This is a genomic window from Tabrizicola sp. (assembly GCF_022842145.1).
Taxonomy (GTDB): Bacteria; Pseudomonadota; Alphaproteobacteria; order Rhodobacterales; family Rhodobacteraceae; genus Tabrizicola.
Map to the genome: position 1 here is coordinate 727,487 of NZ_JALHQD010000001.1, position 15,805 is coordinate 743,291.

The window sequence follows — 15,805 nt, forward strand, 5'->3', positions numbered from 1 at the left end:
TTGAAGTGCATATAGGCCCCAACGCCCGAGTCTGCAAGCGGATTGGACAACGGCGTAACGGGGGGTGGCTGGGAACCCAACTCCGCCCACCGGGTTTCCCCGGATTGAAGGGGTCGGCACAAGCTGCAATAGTCCGGACAAGGCTGCCGATGAGGGTCGTTCAGGTGTTTTCGGGTCGTCATGCGCTGCGGGTCCGTGGGACCGTTGCTGCGGTCCTGCTGGGCCTTGGCACGAGTTCCGCTGTCGCGCTTGACCGCCTGGACATCGTGGTCGTGGGCGGGTCCGAGGACCTGACAGAAGCGGTGCAGCAAGCGTCGCAGGTTTACGCACTGCAGGTGCAGGAGCAGAGCGCGCCGCAGGATTTGCTGGCCGCGGCACGGTCGGACTATGCGCGCATCCTGGCGGCAATGTATGCCAAAGGGCATTACTCGGTCGTGGTCCGCATCCGCATCGACGGGCGCGAGGCTGCGGCCATTCCGGCTTTGGAAGCCCCGGCGGCGATATCCTTGGTCCGCATCGACGTGGACCCACGCGGCCCGTTCCGCTTTGGCGTCGCACGGGTCGCTCCTCTGGCGCCGGAAACCGAACTGCCGGAGGAGTTTCAGGCGGGCGCGGTGGCGGAAAGCGGGGCGGTGGCCGGCGCGGTGGACGTGGCGATCAAGGCCTGGCGCGAGACGGGGCATGCCAAGGCATTCGTCGCGCGCGAAGATGTCGTCGCCGACCACGCGGCACGGCGGCTGGATGTCGATGTGGGTCTTTCGCCGGGTCCAAGGCTGCGCTTCGGGCGGCTGGAGATCATCGGCGAAGAGCGGATGCGCGAGCGACGAATCCGCAAGATCGCCGGCCTTCCGGAAGGCGACACCTTCAGCGAAACCGAACTGCGCCACGCGGAAACCCGGTTGCGGCGGACGGGCATCTTCGCCTCGGTCGCGCTGACCGAGGACGAGCAGGTCACCGCGCCGGACCTTCTGGGCGTGACGGCGACGGTGGTCGAGCAGAAACCGCGCCGCTATTCGTTCGGCGCCGAGATCGCCAGCCTGGACGGGGTGTCGCTGTCGGCTTCTTGGTTGCACCGGAATCTCTTGGGGGGCGGCGAAAGGCTGGGCGTCTCGGGGGACGTGACCAACATAGGGTCGGGGATCAGCGGGATCGACTACGGGGTGGAAGTGACGCTGGATCGCCCGGCGACGTTGACCCCGGACACCACGGCGGGCCTCGTGCTGGGCTACTCGCATGAAGACGAGGTCGACTATGCGGTGGATGCGTTCACCTTCGGGCTGAGGTTCTCGCACACGTTTTCCGAAACTCTGACGGGGCGGGTCGGCCTGACCTATGACTACCTCGACGGCAGCGACCCCGGCGGAAGCTTCACCTTCCGCAACCTGTCGCTGCCTGTTGGCGTCACCTGGGACAAGCGCGACGTCGCCAATAACCCGACCAAGGGCTTCTACCTTGACGCCGAAGCCAAGCCCTTCGCGGGCTTTGGGACCACCGGCTCGGGCTTGCGCGGCACGCTGGACGGCCGGGCCTACCGCAGCCTGGGAGAGCCGGGCCGGTTCGTGGTGGCGGCGCGCGTGCAGGCGGGGGCGGTCCTGGGCTCGGCCCTCCTGGAAACGCCGCGGGACGATCTGTTCTTTTCGGGCGGCGGCGGCACCGTGCGCGGGCAGCCCTATCGGTCGCTTGGGCTGAACATCACGCGCGGGTTCGGGCCGGAATTTCTGATCGGCGGCAAGTATTTCCTGGCCGGGTCGCTGGAACTGCGGGCCAAGGTCAGCGACAGGATCGGCGTCGTGGGCTTCGTCGACTGGGGCAGCATCGGGCTGGACGGATTCACCGGCGGATTCGGCGCCTCGCATGCGGGTGCTGGCCTGGGTCTGCGGTATGACACGGGTCTTGGCCCGATCCGGTTCGACGTGGCCACACCCGTCAGCGGAACAACCGGCGACGGCGTGCAGTTCTACATTGGCCTGGGGCAGTCCTTCTGATGCGGCGCGCTTTGCTGATAGGCTGTCTCGTTGCCGCGCCCGCCTTCGCGCAAGAGGACGACCGGGACTATCTGACCGCCTTTCTGGAAGATACCCTGTCGGATGCCGGGCGGCAGGTGACCGTGACCGGCTTTGCCGGGGCGCTGTCCTCACGCGCGACGATCCAGCAGCTGACCATCGCGGACGAACAGGGCATCTGGATCACGCTGAACGGCGTGGTGCTGGACTGGAGCCGTTCGGAGCTAATTTCGGGCAAGCTGAACGTATCCGAGCTGACGGCGGACGAGATCATCGTGGCCCGCCTGCCGCAGACCGACGATGGCGTGCCGGAAACCGAGGCGTCGGGGTTCATTCTGCCAGAGCTGCCGGTGTCCATCAGCGTCGACCGCGTCGCGGCCGGGCGGATCGAGTTGGCGGAAGCCGTGCTGGGTCAGCCGGTGACGGGAACGCTGGAAGCATCGGCTCAGCTTTCGGGCGGTGAAGGGACAGCGCAACTGGATCTGATCCGGCTGGGCGAAGGGCCGCAGGGCGAGATCACCCTGGACGCCGCCTATTCCAACGCAACAGGCGTTCTCCGGCTGGACCTCGTGGCCGAAGAGGACCCAGAGGGGATCGTCGTCAGCCTGCTGAACGTGCCGGGACAACCTTCTGCCCTGCTGCGCGTTCAGGGTGAGGGGCCGATCACGGATTTTCAGGCCGATGTCCTGTTGGCAACCGACGGGGCAGAGCGGTTGCAGGGCACAGTGCAGGTCACGGCGGCCGAGCCGTCGGGTCTTCGGCTGCTGGCCGATGTGTCGGGCGACCTGGCGCCGATCCTTGCGCCCGATCAGCTGGAGTTCTTCGGCACCGAGGTGGCTCTCAAGCTGGACGCCCGACGCACGGACGCGGGCAGGACTACGGTAGATCGGTTCGACCTGACCGCCCGCTCGCTTGCCTTGTCGGGTACGGCCGAGATCGCGGCCGATGGCCTGCCCGAGTGGTTCGATGTGACCGGGACGCTGGTTTCTCCTGACGGCTCGCCGGTGGCGCTTCCGTTCGTGGCGGATACCAATCTGGCGCGGGCGGAGTTTCGGCTGAAGACCGACCCCGGTCGCGAGGGCTGGTCCGGAGAGGTCAAGCTGGAAGGCCTGGACCGCCCGGATCTGAAGCTTGCGCGCGCCGAACTGAAAGGCTCGGGCCGGATCGGGCGAAGCTCGGCCGGGAACAGCTTTGGCGGGACGTTGAGCCTGGCCGCCTTCGGGGTGGCACCGACCGATCCCGATCTGGCCCGGTCGCTGGGACCCGAGATTTCCGGCTCGCTTCGGATGTTCCTTCGGGAAGGTGCAGGCGCGTTGGAGCTGACCGACATCCGCTTGCAAGGCGCGGGATTGACGGGGTCAGGGGCGATGACGGTCGAAGGGCTGGAGGATGCTTTTCTTGCCAGCGGCAAGCTGACGGTCACCGCCGAGGATTTCGCGCGGTTTTCCGGTCTGGCGGGGCGGCAGCTTGGTGGATCGGGGACCTTGGTCGGCAAAGGCTCGGCCAGCCGTTTGTCGGGGTTTTTCGATGTCGATCTGGCCTTTGACGGCTTTGGTCTGATCCTAGATGTGCCGCAGATCGACCGGCTGCTGGCCGACCGTTCCAGTCTTGTCGCGTCGATCCGGCGGGACGAGAGCGGCACCTTTCTGCGCAACTTCGACCTTGTCGCCGGGGGCCTCGTTGCGCAGGCGGATGGCACCCTGTCCAGCGCAGGCTCGAATCTTTCGGGGACCGTGCGATTGGACGATCTTTCGGTGCTGGGCCCGGGGTATGGCGGCGCGCTGGCGCTGGAGGGCAGCTTTACCGGACTGCCAGAGGACGGGCGATTGCAACTGACCGGCAGCGGGCAGTCGCTGAGGCTGGGCAGCCCGCAGGCCGACAAGCTGCTGGCCGGCGAGAGTCGGCTGGAACTGGACCTGGGGGTGAAGGACGGCGCGCTGCAGGTCCGGTCGGCCCGCCTTGCGAACCCGCAGCTTTCGGCGACCGCACGCGGCGAGATTGCGGGCGACAGGCGGCGCATCGACCTGGAGGCGCGACTGGCGAACCTGGGGCTTTTCGTCCCCGACCTTCCCGGTCCGCTGTCCTTTCAGGGCACAGCGACGCAGGACAGCAGCGGCTATCAGGTGGACCTTGCGGGCACCGGACCGGGCCAGATCCGCGCGACGGTTGACGGGCGCGTCGCCAACGGTTTCGGGTCGGCCGACCTTGCGATCCGCGGGTCGGGCGCAGCGGGGCTGGCAAACCTGTTCATCGCGCCCCGGTCTGCTTCCGGGGACATCGGCTATGACCTCCGGCTGCAGGGACCACTGACGCTGGGTTCGCTCTCTGGCCGCGTCACCTTGTCCAACGGGCGGATCGCCGACCCTGGGCTGGGGCTTTCCTTGCAGGGCGTCGAAGCGATCGGCACGTTGCAGAACGGCTCCCTGCAGCTTCAGGCGACCTCGGCGCTGTCTTCCGGCGGCAGGCTGCGGGTGGACGGGCCGATCCAGTTGACGGGGTCGCGCAATGCCGATCTGACCCTGACGCTGGAGGCTCTGCGGCTTTACGACCCCGAGCTTTTCGACACGCGCGTAAGCGGCAATCTAAGCCTGCGCGGGCCGATCAACGGCGGCGCGCTGCTGTCCGGCGCATTGCAGCTGTCCCAGACCGAAGTGCGCGTGCCCTCGTCGGGTTTCAGCTCGGCTGCGGCCTTGCTGGACATCGGGCATGTCCGCGAACCCGGTGCGGTGCGCGATACGCGGCGGAAGGCCGGGCTTCTAGGCGATGGGTCCGGAAACGGTGCCCGCTCGCAGGTGCGTCCGGTGGCGCTGGACATCACGATCTCGGCCCCGGCGCAGGTCTTTGTGCGTGGCCGCGGGATTGATGCCGAACTGGGCGGCGAGCTCCGCCTGTTGGGGACAACGGCGGATGTTCGTCCTTCGGGGGCCTTCCGGCTGATCCGGGGCCGGTTGGATATCCTGGGCCGCCGTTTGGTCCTGTCGCGGGCCGACCTGACCCTGGAGGGCAGCCTTGTGCCACAGATCAGCGTGTCGGCATCGACGGAAAGCGATGGCATCCTCAGCATGGTCACGGTCGAAGGCCCGGCGGACAACCCGGTGGTGACCTTCACATCGTCGCCCGACCTGCCGCAGGAAGAGGTGCTGGCCCAACTTCTGTTCGGACGCGGGCTGGACAAGATTTCGCCCCTGCAGGCCGCGCAACTGGCCAACGCCGTCGCGGTTCTGGCAGGTCGCAGCGGCGAGGGTCTGGTGGGCAACCTGCGGCGGAATTTCGGGCTGGATGATCTGGACCTCACCACGTCCGAAGATGGGTCAGCCGCGCTGAAGGCGGGGAAGTACATCTCGGAGAACATCTATACCGAAGTCGAGATCGACCAGGATGGCAAAAGCCAGATCAACCTGAATCTCGACTTGCGGGAAGGTGTCACGGTCAAGGGCCGGGTGGGCGCGGATGGCGATACCGGGATCGGCGTCTACCTGGAACGGGACTACTAGGCGGTCACTCGGCTTCTTCTTCGGGTCCGCACATCACGATGCACAGGACCAGGGGCACCATCAGCCAGGGCAATAGGCCCTTGCTGGATGCGGCCCCCTCCTCGACCACCACGGGGGGTTCTTCGACCACGACGACCGGGCCACCGGCCTGAAGCGGACCAGCGGCAAGTGTAAGGGAAAGCGCGGCTGCAATCAGCGATTTCATCCGGACCCCCTTTCTGCTGTTTCCGGTGTGACGATAGGCCTCTGCACATGGCCTGGCACCTAATGTCCAGCCGACGCGTAAAGATTACCTTAAACTGCGCGAAAATTGCAGCGGATTCCGGCACGCTGTGCCCACCGGGACTGCAGTCGGCCGTGGATCAGTCGATCACCCGGGCGAAATCGACAAAGCCGATGCCCGAACTGACAAACTGCCGGGACTGGCGAATCATCGAGCCTTCGACCCAGAACTCGTTGGTGATCTTGCCGCCGCTTACACTTCGGGTGCAGGTTTCGGTCACATGGGTGGCCGAATGGTTGCGGCCCAGGACGTCGATGTTTTCAGTGCCGACGATGCTTGTAGCGCAATCGTAGGTCCTGCGCGTGCCCTGGTCGTCAGCACCCAGGAAGTAATACACCCGCTGATAGGGCACCCCGGCCTGCAGCAACTGTCCGACCGACGGGACTTCTGCCGACATCAGATCAGCCCCCAGCCCACGCGTCTGGATCAGGACGCCGTTGCGCTGTGAAAACGTCGCGCCGTCGGGCGTGGACCAGGTCAACACGTCGCGCTTTGCGTCGCTGACCATCAGGAAGCCGGTCTGTCCCAGTGTCTTGGAGGACACCAGCAGCACCGGCTTGCCCGCTTTGGCAAGTTCGGCGCGCAAAGCTTCCGCTGACGGAGCTTGCGTGGCAGGTGCCGCCTCCTGGCCTTTCAGCTTGGCGACACTGGTCTTGGCCAGCGCGCCCACAGCCGCAACCATCGGATTGGGCGTCTTGTCAGTGCCACAACCTGCAAGAGCCGCAAGAGCGACAAGCCCGGCCAGCAGCCTTCCCCTTGCCCTCACCGCCAGACCCTTCCCCAGTCGGGGTCAAGTCCGTCGGTGTGGTATTCGCGGATGGACTGATACAGCCGGTCGTCGACAAAGACCCGTGCCCCGCCGTCCCCACCGTCGGGGCGGAAGTTCAGATCAAGGCCGCGGCGCGTTTCGGTGCCCAGCGCCCAATTGACCGGAATGGTCACGCGGATGCCCTTGTCGAACCCGCCTTCGCCGAAGTCTTCGGCACTGGCGTCGGTCACGGTGGCATAGGCCCCGACCCGCCAGCCGTTGGCAAAGACCCGGTCGACCGACATCGTCGCCCCGACATCGCCCGCGAGATATCGGCCCACGTCCAGCTGACCAAGGTAGCCATTGCCGAAGTCGTAGTAGGCCGAGACGTAGCCGGTCAGGATGTCGTAATTGTATTCGTCGAAGCCAAGGCCGCCATCGGTATCCCGCTGCCGGGTGTAGTTCAGCTCGGCTCCCAGCGCGAGCTGGCTGTCCACTGGCTTCCACAGAAGCTCGCCCGATACGCCGGCATGCATCCGTTCCAGGTAGCCCACGGACAGACGGGAATAGAGGTTCTCGGCCGGGCGGGCGAACCAGGCGAGCGTCAGCTTCTCAAGCGCGGGATCGCCGAAGGTATTGTAGCGAGAGCTATCGGTGCGGACGAGTGGCAGGTCCGAGTCCGACGTCGACAGCTCGCGGTTGCTGGCGATTTCCTTGTAGATCGACCCGGAAAGCACCCAACCCGGCGCGATGTCGTAGGTGCTGGAGAGGCGCAGCCCGATGTCGCCTTCGATCGGTTCGGAAAGGCGGACGACGGGACGCAGGCTCCAGCTGAACTTCGGATAAAGTTCCTCGTCGCCCAGCGACCAGGCCGGGGCGGGTCCGGCGTCGGTGACGGTCACCCGTTCGCGCAGCAGCGAGGCGTTGTCGGCGGTGTATTCCAGGGCTTCCAGGTCGCTGCGGCGGATGGTGATTTTCGAAGCACCGATACCGTTGACCACTGGCACGATCTCGAACACTTCGACCGAAGCGGGCATGACATGGCTCAGGGCGCGGGCGGTGCGGCCGATGGCTTGCGATCCGGCGTCGATCCGGCCGTTGCGGATACGGACCTGCACGGTCGTCGCGGTGTAGGCAAGGTCCTCGACGGCAATCCCGTCGGCGGCCAGACGCTTGGCCAGGTTCTGCCGCAGGATCGGTCCCGCATCGGCCTGGGTGACCCAGCCGCCGTCATAGGCCTCGGGGTCAGCCGAGCGCGACGGACGCGCCTCGACAGGGGCCGGGGCCTTGCCGACGATGCCCCCGGTCGCCCGGCTTTTCGGGTCCAGGATGATGTGCAGCGCCAGCGCGAATTCGGACCCGTACAGCGAATAGGCACCGAAGCGCATGTAGGGATTGCGCTGGTATTCCACGCCGAAGTTGAACGGGCTGTCGCGATCGAGAAGCCCCCGCTCCTCACCTTCCAGGACATAGGCGTCGGACGAGTATTCCGCCTTCAGGGTCCAGTTGTCGTTGACCTTGTATTCGACCCCGGCGAAGGGCGCGGCTTCGCCCCGGAACCACTGGTCCGAGTTGGGGGTGCCCGGCGGGTCCACTGGCGGACGGCTGCCGAAGGGCGCGCCGATGCCGCCGTCCGTTCCCAGTCGGCCCCAGCCCAGACCCGCGGTCACCTTGACCTTTTCGCCAAAGGTCTTGGTGGCTGCCACATATTCGGAAGCATACAGCCCCTGCCCGGTCAGGTCCTGCAACCCGATGGTCAGCGCGGGGGTAATCTTGCCTTCCTTCAGCACCTGATAGCGCAGGTCGATGCTGCGGTCGCTTTCCTCGCTATCCCCCGAGATCACGGCATCCCAGTCGCGCCAGGTCTGAAAGCGGAACGATCCCGACAGGCGTTCCGAGAACTGGAAGCTCAGGGTGGACCGGGTGATCGGACCGATCAGCGAGGTCGAAAACGAAAAGGTTGCGTCTTTCTGGGCGTCGCCCGACGGCATGTCGATCAGACCTGTCGCGCCGTTCAGGTTCAATGTGCCGGATATTTCGGCCAGGGCGGGTACGCTGACCAAGGCGGTGCCAAGTGCAAGCGCGGCAAGAAGACGGGAGGAAGTCTGCATGATCACCGGATCCTGGATGTAGCCCCAATCTATGCGAAGATAACCCGGTCAGGGCAAGGGAGAACGAGCCGACGGTTGGGTGAAACGGGCTGGTATGGCATTTCCGTCAACCGCCGCGGGGTCAGCCCTCTTCCAGCTTGATCCGCAGCTCTCGCAGCACGGGCAGCAGCGCCCGAACCCGGTCCGCGCCCACGGCCTGCACGACCTCGGCGATCAGCGGCACTACGCTCGCCAAGGCCGATTCCCGTGCCGAGCGGCCCGAGGGACTGATCGCCACGAATTTCTGCCGTGCATCCTCCCAATCGGGGCGGATGTGGACGTGGCCCGCCCATTCCAGCTTGGTCAGCGTGTTGGTCATGGCCCCCCGCGTCACGTGGAACGACTTGGCCAATTGGGCCGGGGTCCGTTCGTCGTTGATCCGCGCCAGGTGGTTCAACACGCTGAAATGGGACAGCTCCATCCCCTTGGGCAAAACCTTCGAGATGCGGTTGCGCGCCAGCTGGTCGGCCATGAACAGCTCGCCAAAGAGAGCAACCGCGATATCATCCGCCTTCTCGCCGCTCATGGCCCGTCAAAACCCCGATCATGGCTGAGCGAAGGCACTCTGCCACGCGCGCGGTCGACCTCGGCCAGGTCCAAATCGACCAGCGTGACCCCCGGTTCCCTACCCGCGTCCGCCAGGATTTCGCCCCAGGGCGCGATGGCCAGCGAATGCCCGTGGGTCTTGCGGCCCTTGCCGTTGGTTTCGGGATGGAAGCCCGTCTGTGCCGGGGCGAGGACGAAGCAGCCCGTCTCGATCGCCCGGGCGCGAAGCAGGGTTTCCCAATGCGCCGCACCGGTGATGTGGTTGAAGGCGGCCGGGACGGTGATCACCTGCGCCCCGCCTTGCGCCAGCCGCCGATACAGCGCCGCAAAGCGAACGTCATAGCAGACGGACATGCCCAACCTGGCAAACGGGGTGTCGGCCACCACGGCTTTTGCACCGGGTCTGTAACCCTCGCTTTCCCGGTAGACCTCGGTCGGTGAGACGTTGACGTCGAACATGTGGATCTTGTCGTAGCGCGCCGCCACGCTGCCATCCGGCGCGATCAGGAAGCTCCGGTTGGCAAAGCGGCCGTCTGCGTCATGGGTCAGCAGACCCAGCGAGCCGATCAGCAGCCAGATCCCTGCCGCCTTGGCCTCGGCCCGCAAGGTGGCAAGCGTCGCGTCGTCGTCCTCGTGCCGAAAGACACTGCGCTGGTGTGTGCGGCTGGACGAAAGGCCGTTCGTCAGTTCGGGCGTCAGCACGAAGTCCGCGCCGCCGGCGGCCGCCTGCCGGACGTAGCCAACCGTCACCGGCAGGTTTACCGCCGGGTCGTCCGTGACCGTCAGCTGAACCAGACCGACGCGCATCAGCCGGCCAGCATGGGGTCAAGCTTGCCCGCGTGGTCCAGCGCATGCAGGTCGTCCGAGCCGCCGACATGCTCCCCACCGATGAATATCTGTGGCACGGTCCGGCGGCCATTGGCGCGCTGAGTCATCTTCGCGCGCAGGCCTGTGTCCTGACTGACGTCAATTTCGGAATAGTTGACCCCCTTCTTTTGCAACAGCCGCTTGGCGGCGTGGCAGTAGGGGCAGAAGGGGGTGGTGTAGATCTCGACCGGGCGCATCGCGGATTCCTCTTTCGCGCCAGTCTACAGGGGTTCAGCCGCCTTTCGCAACGCGCGCCAGCCCCAGAACCGAAACCGAGCGGGCCCCTGCCGCAAAAAGCGCCTCTGTCGCCGCCGCGAAGGTGGCCCCGCTCGTCATCACGTCGTCGACCAGCAGCACATCCCGATCCGCCACCCGCTTTTCCCGTGCTTTCGGCACCTTGAACGCATCGATCAGATTGGCAAAGCGGGCGTCCCGGGTCTTGCCGTCCTGATTGCCAGTGGATCGTCGGCGGACCAACGCGTCCGGGCAATGCTCCAGCCCCGCCGCATGCGCGATGTTGCGCGACAGAAGGGCGGCCTGGTTGAACCTGCGGCGGAAAAGCCGCATCCAGTGCAGCGGGACCGGCACCACCAGCATGTCCGGCTTCAGGATCGGCTGCGCGGCTTTCAGCATCCATCCGGCTGCGGGGCGTGCAAGGTCCATCCGGTCGCCATGTTTCAGCGCAAGGATCAGGCGCCGACCGTTCTCGTCATACATAAGGGCCGCGCGGCCCCGTTCCCAAGGGCGGGCAATGGTCATGCAGTCATCGCAGACCACACGCTCGGACGCATCCTGCCCCGGCAACGGCAACCCGCATTGGTCGCAGACCAGGCCGCTGACGAAAGGCGTCTCGCGCCAGCAATCGGCGCAGAGGCCGAAGTCCGACTGCACCGGAGCCGAGCAGGAAATGCACTGCGGCGGGTAAAGTAGCTGCAGCGCGCCTTGCAATCCCATCCTTCGCTCCTAAAGTCCCGTCAATGACCCAGCCGCCCACTTTGACCGACCGAACGGCTCTGGCCCGCCACCGCGCGCGTGCCTGTGCCCTGCCCAGCCATGGCGAGGCGCTTTTCCTGCATCGCATGGCATTTGATGACCTGCAGGAGAGACTCAGCGAGGTTAACAAAAAGTTTACGGCAGCCGCCGTGGTGACGCCTTATCCGCAGATTTTCGCGGGGTTTCCTGCCGCGCAGGTGGTTCCAGACAATGACCTCATCGCGCTTGAACCTGGCGCGCACGATCTTGTCGTGCACTTCATGGCTCTGCATTGGACCAACGACCCTGTGGGGCAACTGGTCCAGTGTCGCCGGTCCCTCCAGCCCGATGGGCTGTGCCTGGTGGTGCTGCCCGGCGGCCGCAGCCTGCAGGAACTTCGCACCAGCCTTGCCGAGGCCGAGGCGGCAGTCACGGGCGGCCTTTCACCGCGCGTGGTGCCGATGGGCGAGATTCGCGACCTTGGCGGCCTTATGCAGCGGGCCGGATTTGCCTTGCCGGTTGCAGACAGCCTTGTGCAGACGGTGGAGTATCGCAGCTTTCCGGCTTTGCTGGCTGACCTCCGCGCGGCGGGAGAGACAAACGCCCTCGCCGCCCGCCTGCGCCGCTTCACCCGCCGCGCCGTGATGACCGAGGCGGCGCGTATCTACGCAGACAGCTATGGCACCTCGGAAGGCCGGCTGACCGCCACGGCCGAGCTTGTCTTTCTAACCGGATGGGCTCCGCATGAAAGCCAGCAGCAGCCCTTGCGGCCCGGTTCGGCAAGGTCCCGATTGGCAGATGCGCTGGGAGTGCCGGAGAAGCCTTTGTCCAAAGACGGTTGACCCCGCCAGCGCAACCCTTATGTCCCCTCGTGAACCCAAGGGAAGAACCGACATGCTGGATGCCCGGACCGGAGCCGTGACTGGGACCGACGTTGCCCCAGGCGAAGGCCGCCTCGCCCACGCGCCCGCCGACCACCCCCGCGTCCGCAAGGCGCGGATCGGGGTGCTTCTGGCCAACCTCGGCACGCCGGACGCCTACGACTACTGGTCGATGCGGCGCTATCTGAACGAGTTTCTGTCGGACAAGCGGGTCGTCGATATTCCCAGCTGGAAGTGGCAGCCGCTCTTGCAGCTGATCATCCTGACCAAACGGCCCTTCACCTCGGGCGCGAACTACAAGCTGATCTGGAACGAAGAGCTGAACGAAAGCCCGCTTCTGACCATCACCAAGGCCCAGACCGCCGCGATTGCCAAGATGATCGCGGAACGGCACGGGGCCGACATCATGGTCGACTTCTGCATGCGCTATGGCAACCCCTCGACCGACGAGAAGGTCAAGGCGATGGTCGCGGCGGGCTGCGAGAAGGTCCTGTTCTTCCCGCTGTACCCGCACTACGCCGGGGCGACCTCGGCCACCGCGAACGACCAGTTCTTCCGCTCCCTGATGAAGGAAAAGCGGCAGCCAGCGGTGCGGACCGTGGCCGAGTATTTCGACCATCCCCTGTATATCGACGCCTTGGCCAAGTCGGTCGAGACGGTCTACGCCGGCCTGGACCATCGGCCCGACGTGCTGGTCGCCAGCTATCACGGGATGCCGAAACGCTACCTGATGGAGGGCGATCCCTACCACTGCCACTGCGCCAAGACGACGCGGCTCTTGTGGGAGCGGTTGGGGTGGGAGAAGGGGTCGATCGACACCACCTTCCAGTCGGTCTTCGGGCGCGAGGAGTGGCTGAAACCCTACACGGTCGAGCATGTGGCGGAGCTGGCGAAAGCGGGGAAAAAGCGGATCGCGGTGATGGCTCCGGCTTTCAGTGCGGACTGCATCGAGACGCTGGAGGAGATCAACGGCGAGATCCGGGAAGCCTTCGAACATGCGGGTGGGGAAAGCTTCACCTACATCCCCTGCCTGAACGATGATGCGGCCCATATCGAGGCTCTGGTGGCGGTGATCGAAGAGAACCTGGGGGGCTGGTTGCCGAGGCAAGGGTAAGGGCGCCCACGCGTGGCACCTTGTTTCGGTTCAATTGTTTCAATGGCTTGGCTGCTGGCGTTCAGAACTGCTTAACACTTGCCCGCGCTGGAACCGTGGGGCTGTCGCGGGCGTTTTCAGCCCATGCGGATCGCCACCTTCAACGTCAACGGGATCAACGGGCGACTGCCGGTCCTGCTGCGCTGGCTGGAGGAAGCGCAACCGGATGTGGTCTGCCTGCAGGAACTTAAGACAACCGATGACCGCTTCCCTGCAAAGGCCATAGAAGACGCCGGATATGGCGCGATCTGGCATGGCCAGAAAAGCTGGAACGGCGTCGCCATCCTGGCCAAGGGGCGCGAGCCGGTGGAGACCCGGCGCGGGCTTCCGGGGATCGAGGATGGGCAGAGCCGGTATATCGAAGCCGCGATTTCCGGGGTTCTTGTCGGCGGGCTGTACCTGCCAAACGGCAACCCCGCCCCCGGCCCGAAGTTCACCGCAAAACTGGCTTGGTTTGAGCGCCTGCGCGACCATGCCGCCGAGCTTTTGCGCCATGACGTGCCAGTCGTTCTGGCAGGCGATTACAACGTGATGCCAACGGAACTGGACGTCTACAAGCCCGAACGCTGGCAGAAGGATGCGCTGTTCCGGCCAGAGGTGCGGGCGGAATATGCAAGCCTGCTGGAGCAGGGGTGGACGGACGCCATACGGCATCTGCATCCGGAGGAAAGGATCTACACTTTCTGGGACTACTTCCGGAATGCCTGGGGACGCGATGCAGGGCTGCGGCTGGACCATCTTCTGCTGTCGCCCGACCTGAAGCCCATGCTGAAAGCAGCCGGGGTGGACCGGCACGTCCGGGGCTGGGAAAAGGCCAGCGACCACGCGCCGACCTGGATAGAGTTGAAGCTGCCGCGCGGGCGAAAGTCAGGCGCTGTGGCCTAAGGACAGGTGGACTTACCCATCGCGTGCCGTCTAGCCTTTCCCGGTGGAAGACCGGGGAGATGACGGAGATGACGCTGCAGGGAACGGCGCTGATCGCGGGTCAGGCAAGCGGCGAGGTGCTGCATGCCGATACCGGCCTCAGCTTCATGGGCGGGGTCGATGCCGCGACCGGGCGCATCATTGACGTGCACCATCCGCTTTGCGGGCAATCGGTCGCCGGGAAGATCCTGGCGATCCCCAGCGGGCGGGGGTCGTGCTCAGGCAGTCTGGTGATCTTCGAGCTTTTGATGAATGGCCACGCCCCGGCGGCGCTGGTGTTCCGGCACAAGGAGACGATCCTGACGCTGGGCGTGCTGATCGCAGGGGAGCTGTTCCACCGCGGCATTCCGGTGCTGCAACTGGACGAGGCCGGGTTTGCCGCGCTGTCCAATGTCCGCTTTGCCCGGATCGAGGGCGACGCTATCCAGCCGACCGAGACATTGGCCGCAGGGCCGCAAAGCTTTGTCCTGCCGGAACCGGACCCGGCGGACTTTACCCTGGCCGAGATTGACCGGCGCTTTCTGGCGGGCGAGTTCGGCGAGGCGGCACGGATTGCGGCGCGGATCGTGTTGCAGACCGCCCAAATCGAGGGTGCGACGGAACTGGTCGATGTCGACATGGCGCATCTGGATGGCGTCTTCTACAAAGGCCCTGCGGGTCTGAAGTTTGCGCGCAAGCTGTGCGATCTGGGCGCGCGGGTGCGGGTGCCGACAACGATGAACGCGGTCTGCGTTGACCGCAGGCAATGGCGCGCGCAGGGGGTGAGTCCGGTGCTGGGCGAGGCCACCGACGCTTTGGCGGATGCCTATGTCGAGATGGGCGCAAAGCCGACCTATACCTGCGCGCCCTATCTGCTGGAGCCAGCCCCGAAGGCCGGGCAGAACATCGCCTGGGGCGAGTCGAATGCGGTGGTCTTTGCCAACTCGGTCCTTGGGGCGCGGACGCTGAAGTATCCGGATTATCTGGACATTCTGGTTGCGATCACCGGCCGTGCCCCCCTGGCGGATTGCTATCTGGAGGAGAAGCGGCGGGCCGCCATCCGGATCGATCTGCCGCATCTGGGCGAGCTGGATGACCTGTTCTTTCCGCTGCTTGGCTACCACGTCGGCAAGATCGCGACGAACGCAATTCCGCTGATCTGCGGGCTGGAGGGCCGTGCCGTCAGCCACGACAATCTGAAGGCCTTCGGAGCGGCCTTTGCCACCACCTCTGCCGCGCCGATGTTCCATATTTTTGGCATCACGCCCGAAGCCGTGACGGCGGAGGCCGTGCTTGGGGACGAGGTGCGGGTTGTGCAGGTGACGCTGCAGGATCTTGCGGAGACATGGGAGGAGCTGAACATCGCGCGCAGCCCGGAAGTGGACATGGTCTCGCTGGGCAATCCGCATTTCTCGCTGACCGAGATCGCGGCTTTGGCCCGGCTGTGTGACGGCAGGCGGAAGGCCGAGGGGGTTCGGCTGGTTGTCACCTGCGGCCGCGATGTCCATGCCCAGGCGCAGGAGGCCGGGTTGATCGCCAAGGTCCGGGCCTTTGGCGGTGAGGTGCTGAACGACACCTGCTGGTGCTTCATCGGTGAGCCGGTGGTGGGGAAGTCGGTGCGCAACATCGCCACCAACTCGGGCAAGTACGCGCATTACGGACCCCCGGCGGTCGGCAAGGACTTTCACTTCGCCAGTCTGGCGCGCTGTGTGGAGGCCGCCTGCACCGGCGAGATCGACATGACGCTGCCTGCCTGGTGCCGACAGGGATAAAATGGAAAGACCGCGGGGCCTTTCAGCCACGCG

The 15,805-nt window shown here is 65.7% G+C and carries 13 protein-coding genes; 6 read left to right on the plus strand and 7 right to left on the minus strand.

Features of this window, described 5'->3' with window-relative positions; genetic code table 11:
* Nucleotides 1-149 precede the first annotated feature (149 nt).
* Together Q0C42_RS03740 and Q0C42_RS03745 are read left to right on the plus strand one after the other, a co-directional pair.
* A complete protein-coding gene (locus Q0C42_RS03740; protein WP_295072139.1) occupies nucleotides 150-1,985 on the plus strand; it encodes an autotransporter assembly complex family protein in 1,836 nt (611 codons plus the stop codon).
* Nucleotides 1,985-5,497, plus strand: a complete 3,513-nt coding sequence (locus Q0C42_RS03745) for a translocation/assembly module TamB domain-containing protein (protein WP_295072142.1) — start codon at nucleotides 1,985-1,987, stop codon at nucleotides 5,495-5,497. Before Q0C42_RS03740 ends, Q0C42_RS03745 begins: the two co-directional genes overlap by 1 nt.
* A 4-nt stretch (nucleotides 5,498-5,501) precedes the next feature.
* Here Q0C42_RS03745 and Q0C42_RS03750 read toward each other — a convergent pair whose 3' ends face one another.
* From Q0C42_RS03750 to Q0C42_RS03780, 7 genes are all read right to left on the minus strand, one after another.
* Complete coding sequence (locus tag Q0C42_RS03750) at nucleotides 5,502-5,702, minus strand: hypothetical protein (protein ID WP_295072145.1); 201 nt, start codon at nucleotides 5,700-5,702, stop codon at nucleotides 5,502-5,504.
* Between the two features lie 157 nt (nucleotides 5,703-5,859).
* On the minus strand, nucleotides 5,860-6,462 hold the full coding sequence (locus Q0C42_RS03755; protein ID WP_295072148.1) for a YjbF family lipoprotein: 603 nt from the start codon (nucleotides 6,460-6,462) through the stop codon (nucleotides 5,860-5,862).
* Nucleotides 6,463-6,542: 80 nt separating this feature from the next.
* Nucleotides 6,543-8,639, minus strand: coding sequence for a YjbH domain-containing protein (locus Q0C42_RS03760; protein ID WP_295072150.1), 2,097 nt, complete (start codon nucleotides 8,637-8,639; stop codon nucleotides 6,543-6,545).
* A gap of 121 nt (nucleotides 8,640-8,760) precedes the next feature.
* Nucleotides 8,761-9,204 carry a MarR family transcriptional regulator gene (locus Q0C42_RS03765; RefSeq protein WP_295072152.1) on the minus strand — a complete coding sequence of 148 codons (444 nt, stop codon included), beginning with the start codon at nucleotides 9,202-9,204 and terminating at the stop codon, nucleotides 8,761-8,763.
* Nucleotides 9,201-10,031 carry a carbon-nitrogen hydrolase family protein gene (locus Q0C42_RS03770; RefSeq protein WP_295072154.1) on the minus strand — a complete coding sequence of 277 codons (831 nt, stop codon included), beginning with the start codon at nucleotides 10,029-10,031 and terminating at the stop codon, nucleotides 9,201-9,203. The genes Q0C42_RS03765 and Q0C42_RS03770 overlap by 4 nt, the downstream gene beginning before the upstream one ends.
* Nucleotides 10,031-10,288: a glutaredoxin 3 gene (grxC, locus tag Q0C42_RS03775; protein WP_295072157.1), complete on the minus strand. Its 258-nt coding sequence runs from the start codon at nucleotides 10,286-10,288 to the stop codon at nucleotides 10,031-10,033. The genes Q0C42_RS03770 and grxC overlap by 1 nt, the downstream gene beginning before the upstream one ends.
* Nucleotides 10,289-10,322: 34 nt before the next feature.
* The gene (locus tag Q0C42_RS03780) at nucleotides 10,323-11,045 is read right to left on the minus strand and encodes a ComF family protein (RefSeq protein ID WP_295072160.1); all 723 of its coding nucleotides are present in this window, start codon (nucleotides 11,043-11,045) and stop codon (nucleotides 10,323-10,325) included.
* A 23-nt stretch (nucleotides 11,046-11,068) separates the two neighbouring features.
* Between Q0C42_RS03780 and Q0C42_RS03785 the strand changes: the two genes are divergently transcribed.
* From Q0C42_RS03785 to Q0C42_RS03800, 4 genes are all read left to right on the plus strand, one after another.
* Nucleotides 11,069-11,905 (plus strand): methyltransferase domain-containing protein, encoded by an 837-nt coding sequence (locus Q0C42_RS03785; RefSeq protein WP_295072163.1) that lies wholly within the window; start codon nucleotides 11,069-11,071, stop codon nucleotides 11,903-11,905.
* Nucleotides 11,906-11,957: 52 nt separating this feature from the next.
* Complete coding sequence (hemH, locus tag Q0C42_RS03790; RefSeq protein WP_295072166.1) at nucleotides 11,958-13,058, plus strand: ferrochelatase; 1,101 nt, start codon at nucleotides 11,958-11,960, stop codon at nucleotides 13,056-13,058.
* A gap of 123 nt (nucleotides 13,059-13,181) precedes the next feature.
* Nucleotides 13,182-13,982: an exodeoxyribonuclease III gene (gene xth, locus Q0C42_RS03795; protein ID WP_295072169.1), complete on the plus strand. Its 801-nt coding sequence runs from the start codon at nucleotides 13,182-13,184 to the stop codon at nucleotides 13,980-13,982.
* Nucleotides 13,983-14,041: 59 nt separating this feature from the next.
* Nucleotides 14,042-15,772, plus strand: coding sequence for an aconitase family protein (locus Q0C42_RS03800; protein WP_295072172.1), 1,731 nt, complete (start codon nucleotides 14,042-14,044; stop codon nucleotides 15,770-15,772).
* The last annotated feature ends 33 nt before the right edge of the window (nucleotides 15,773-15,805 follow it).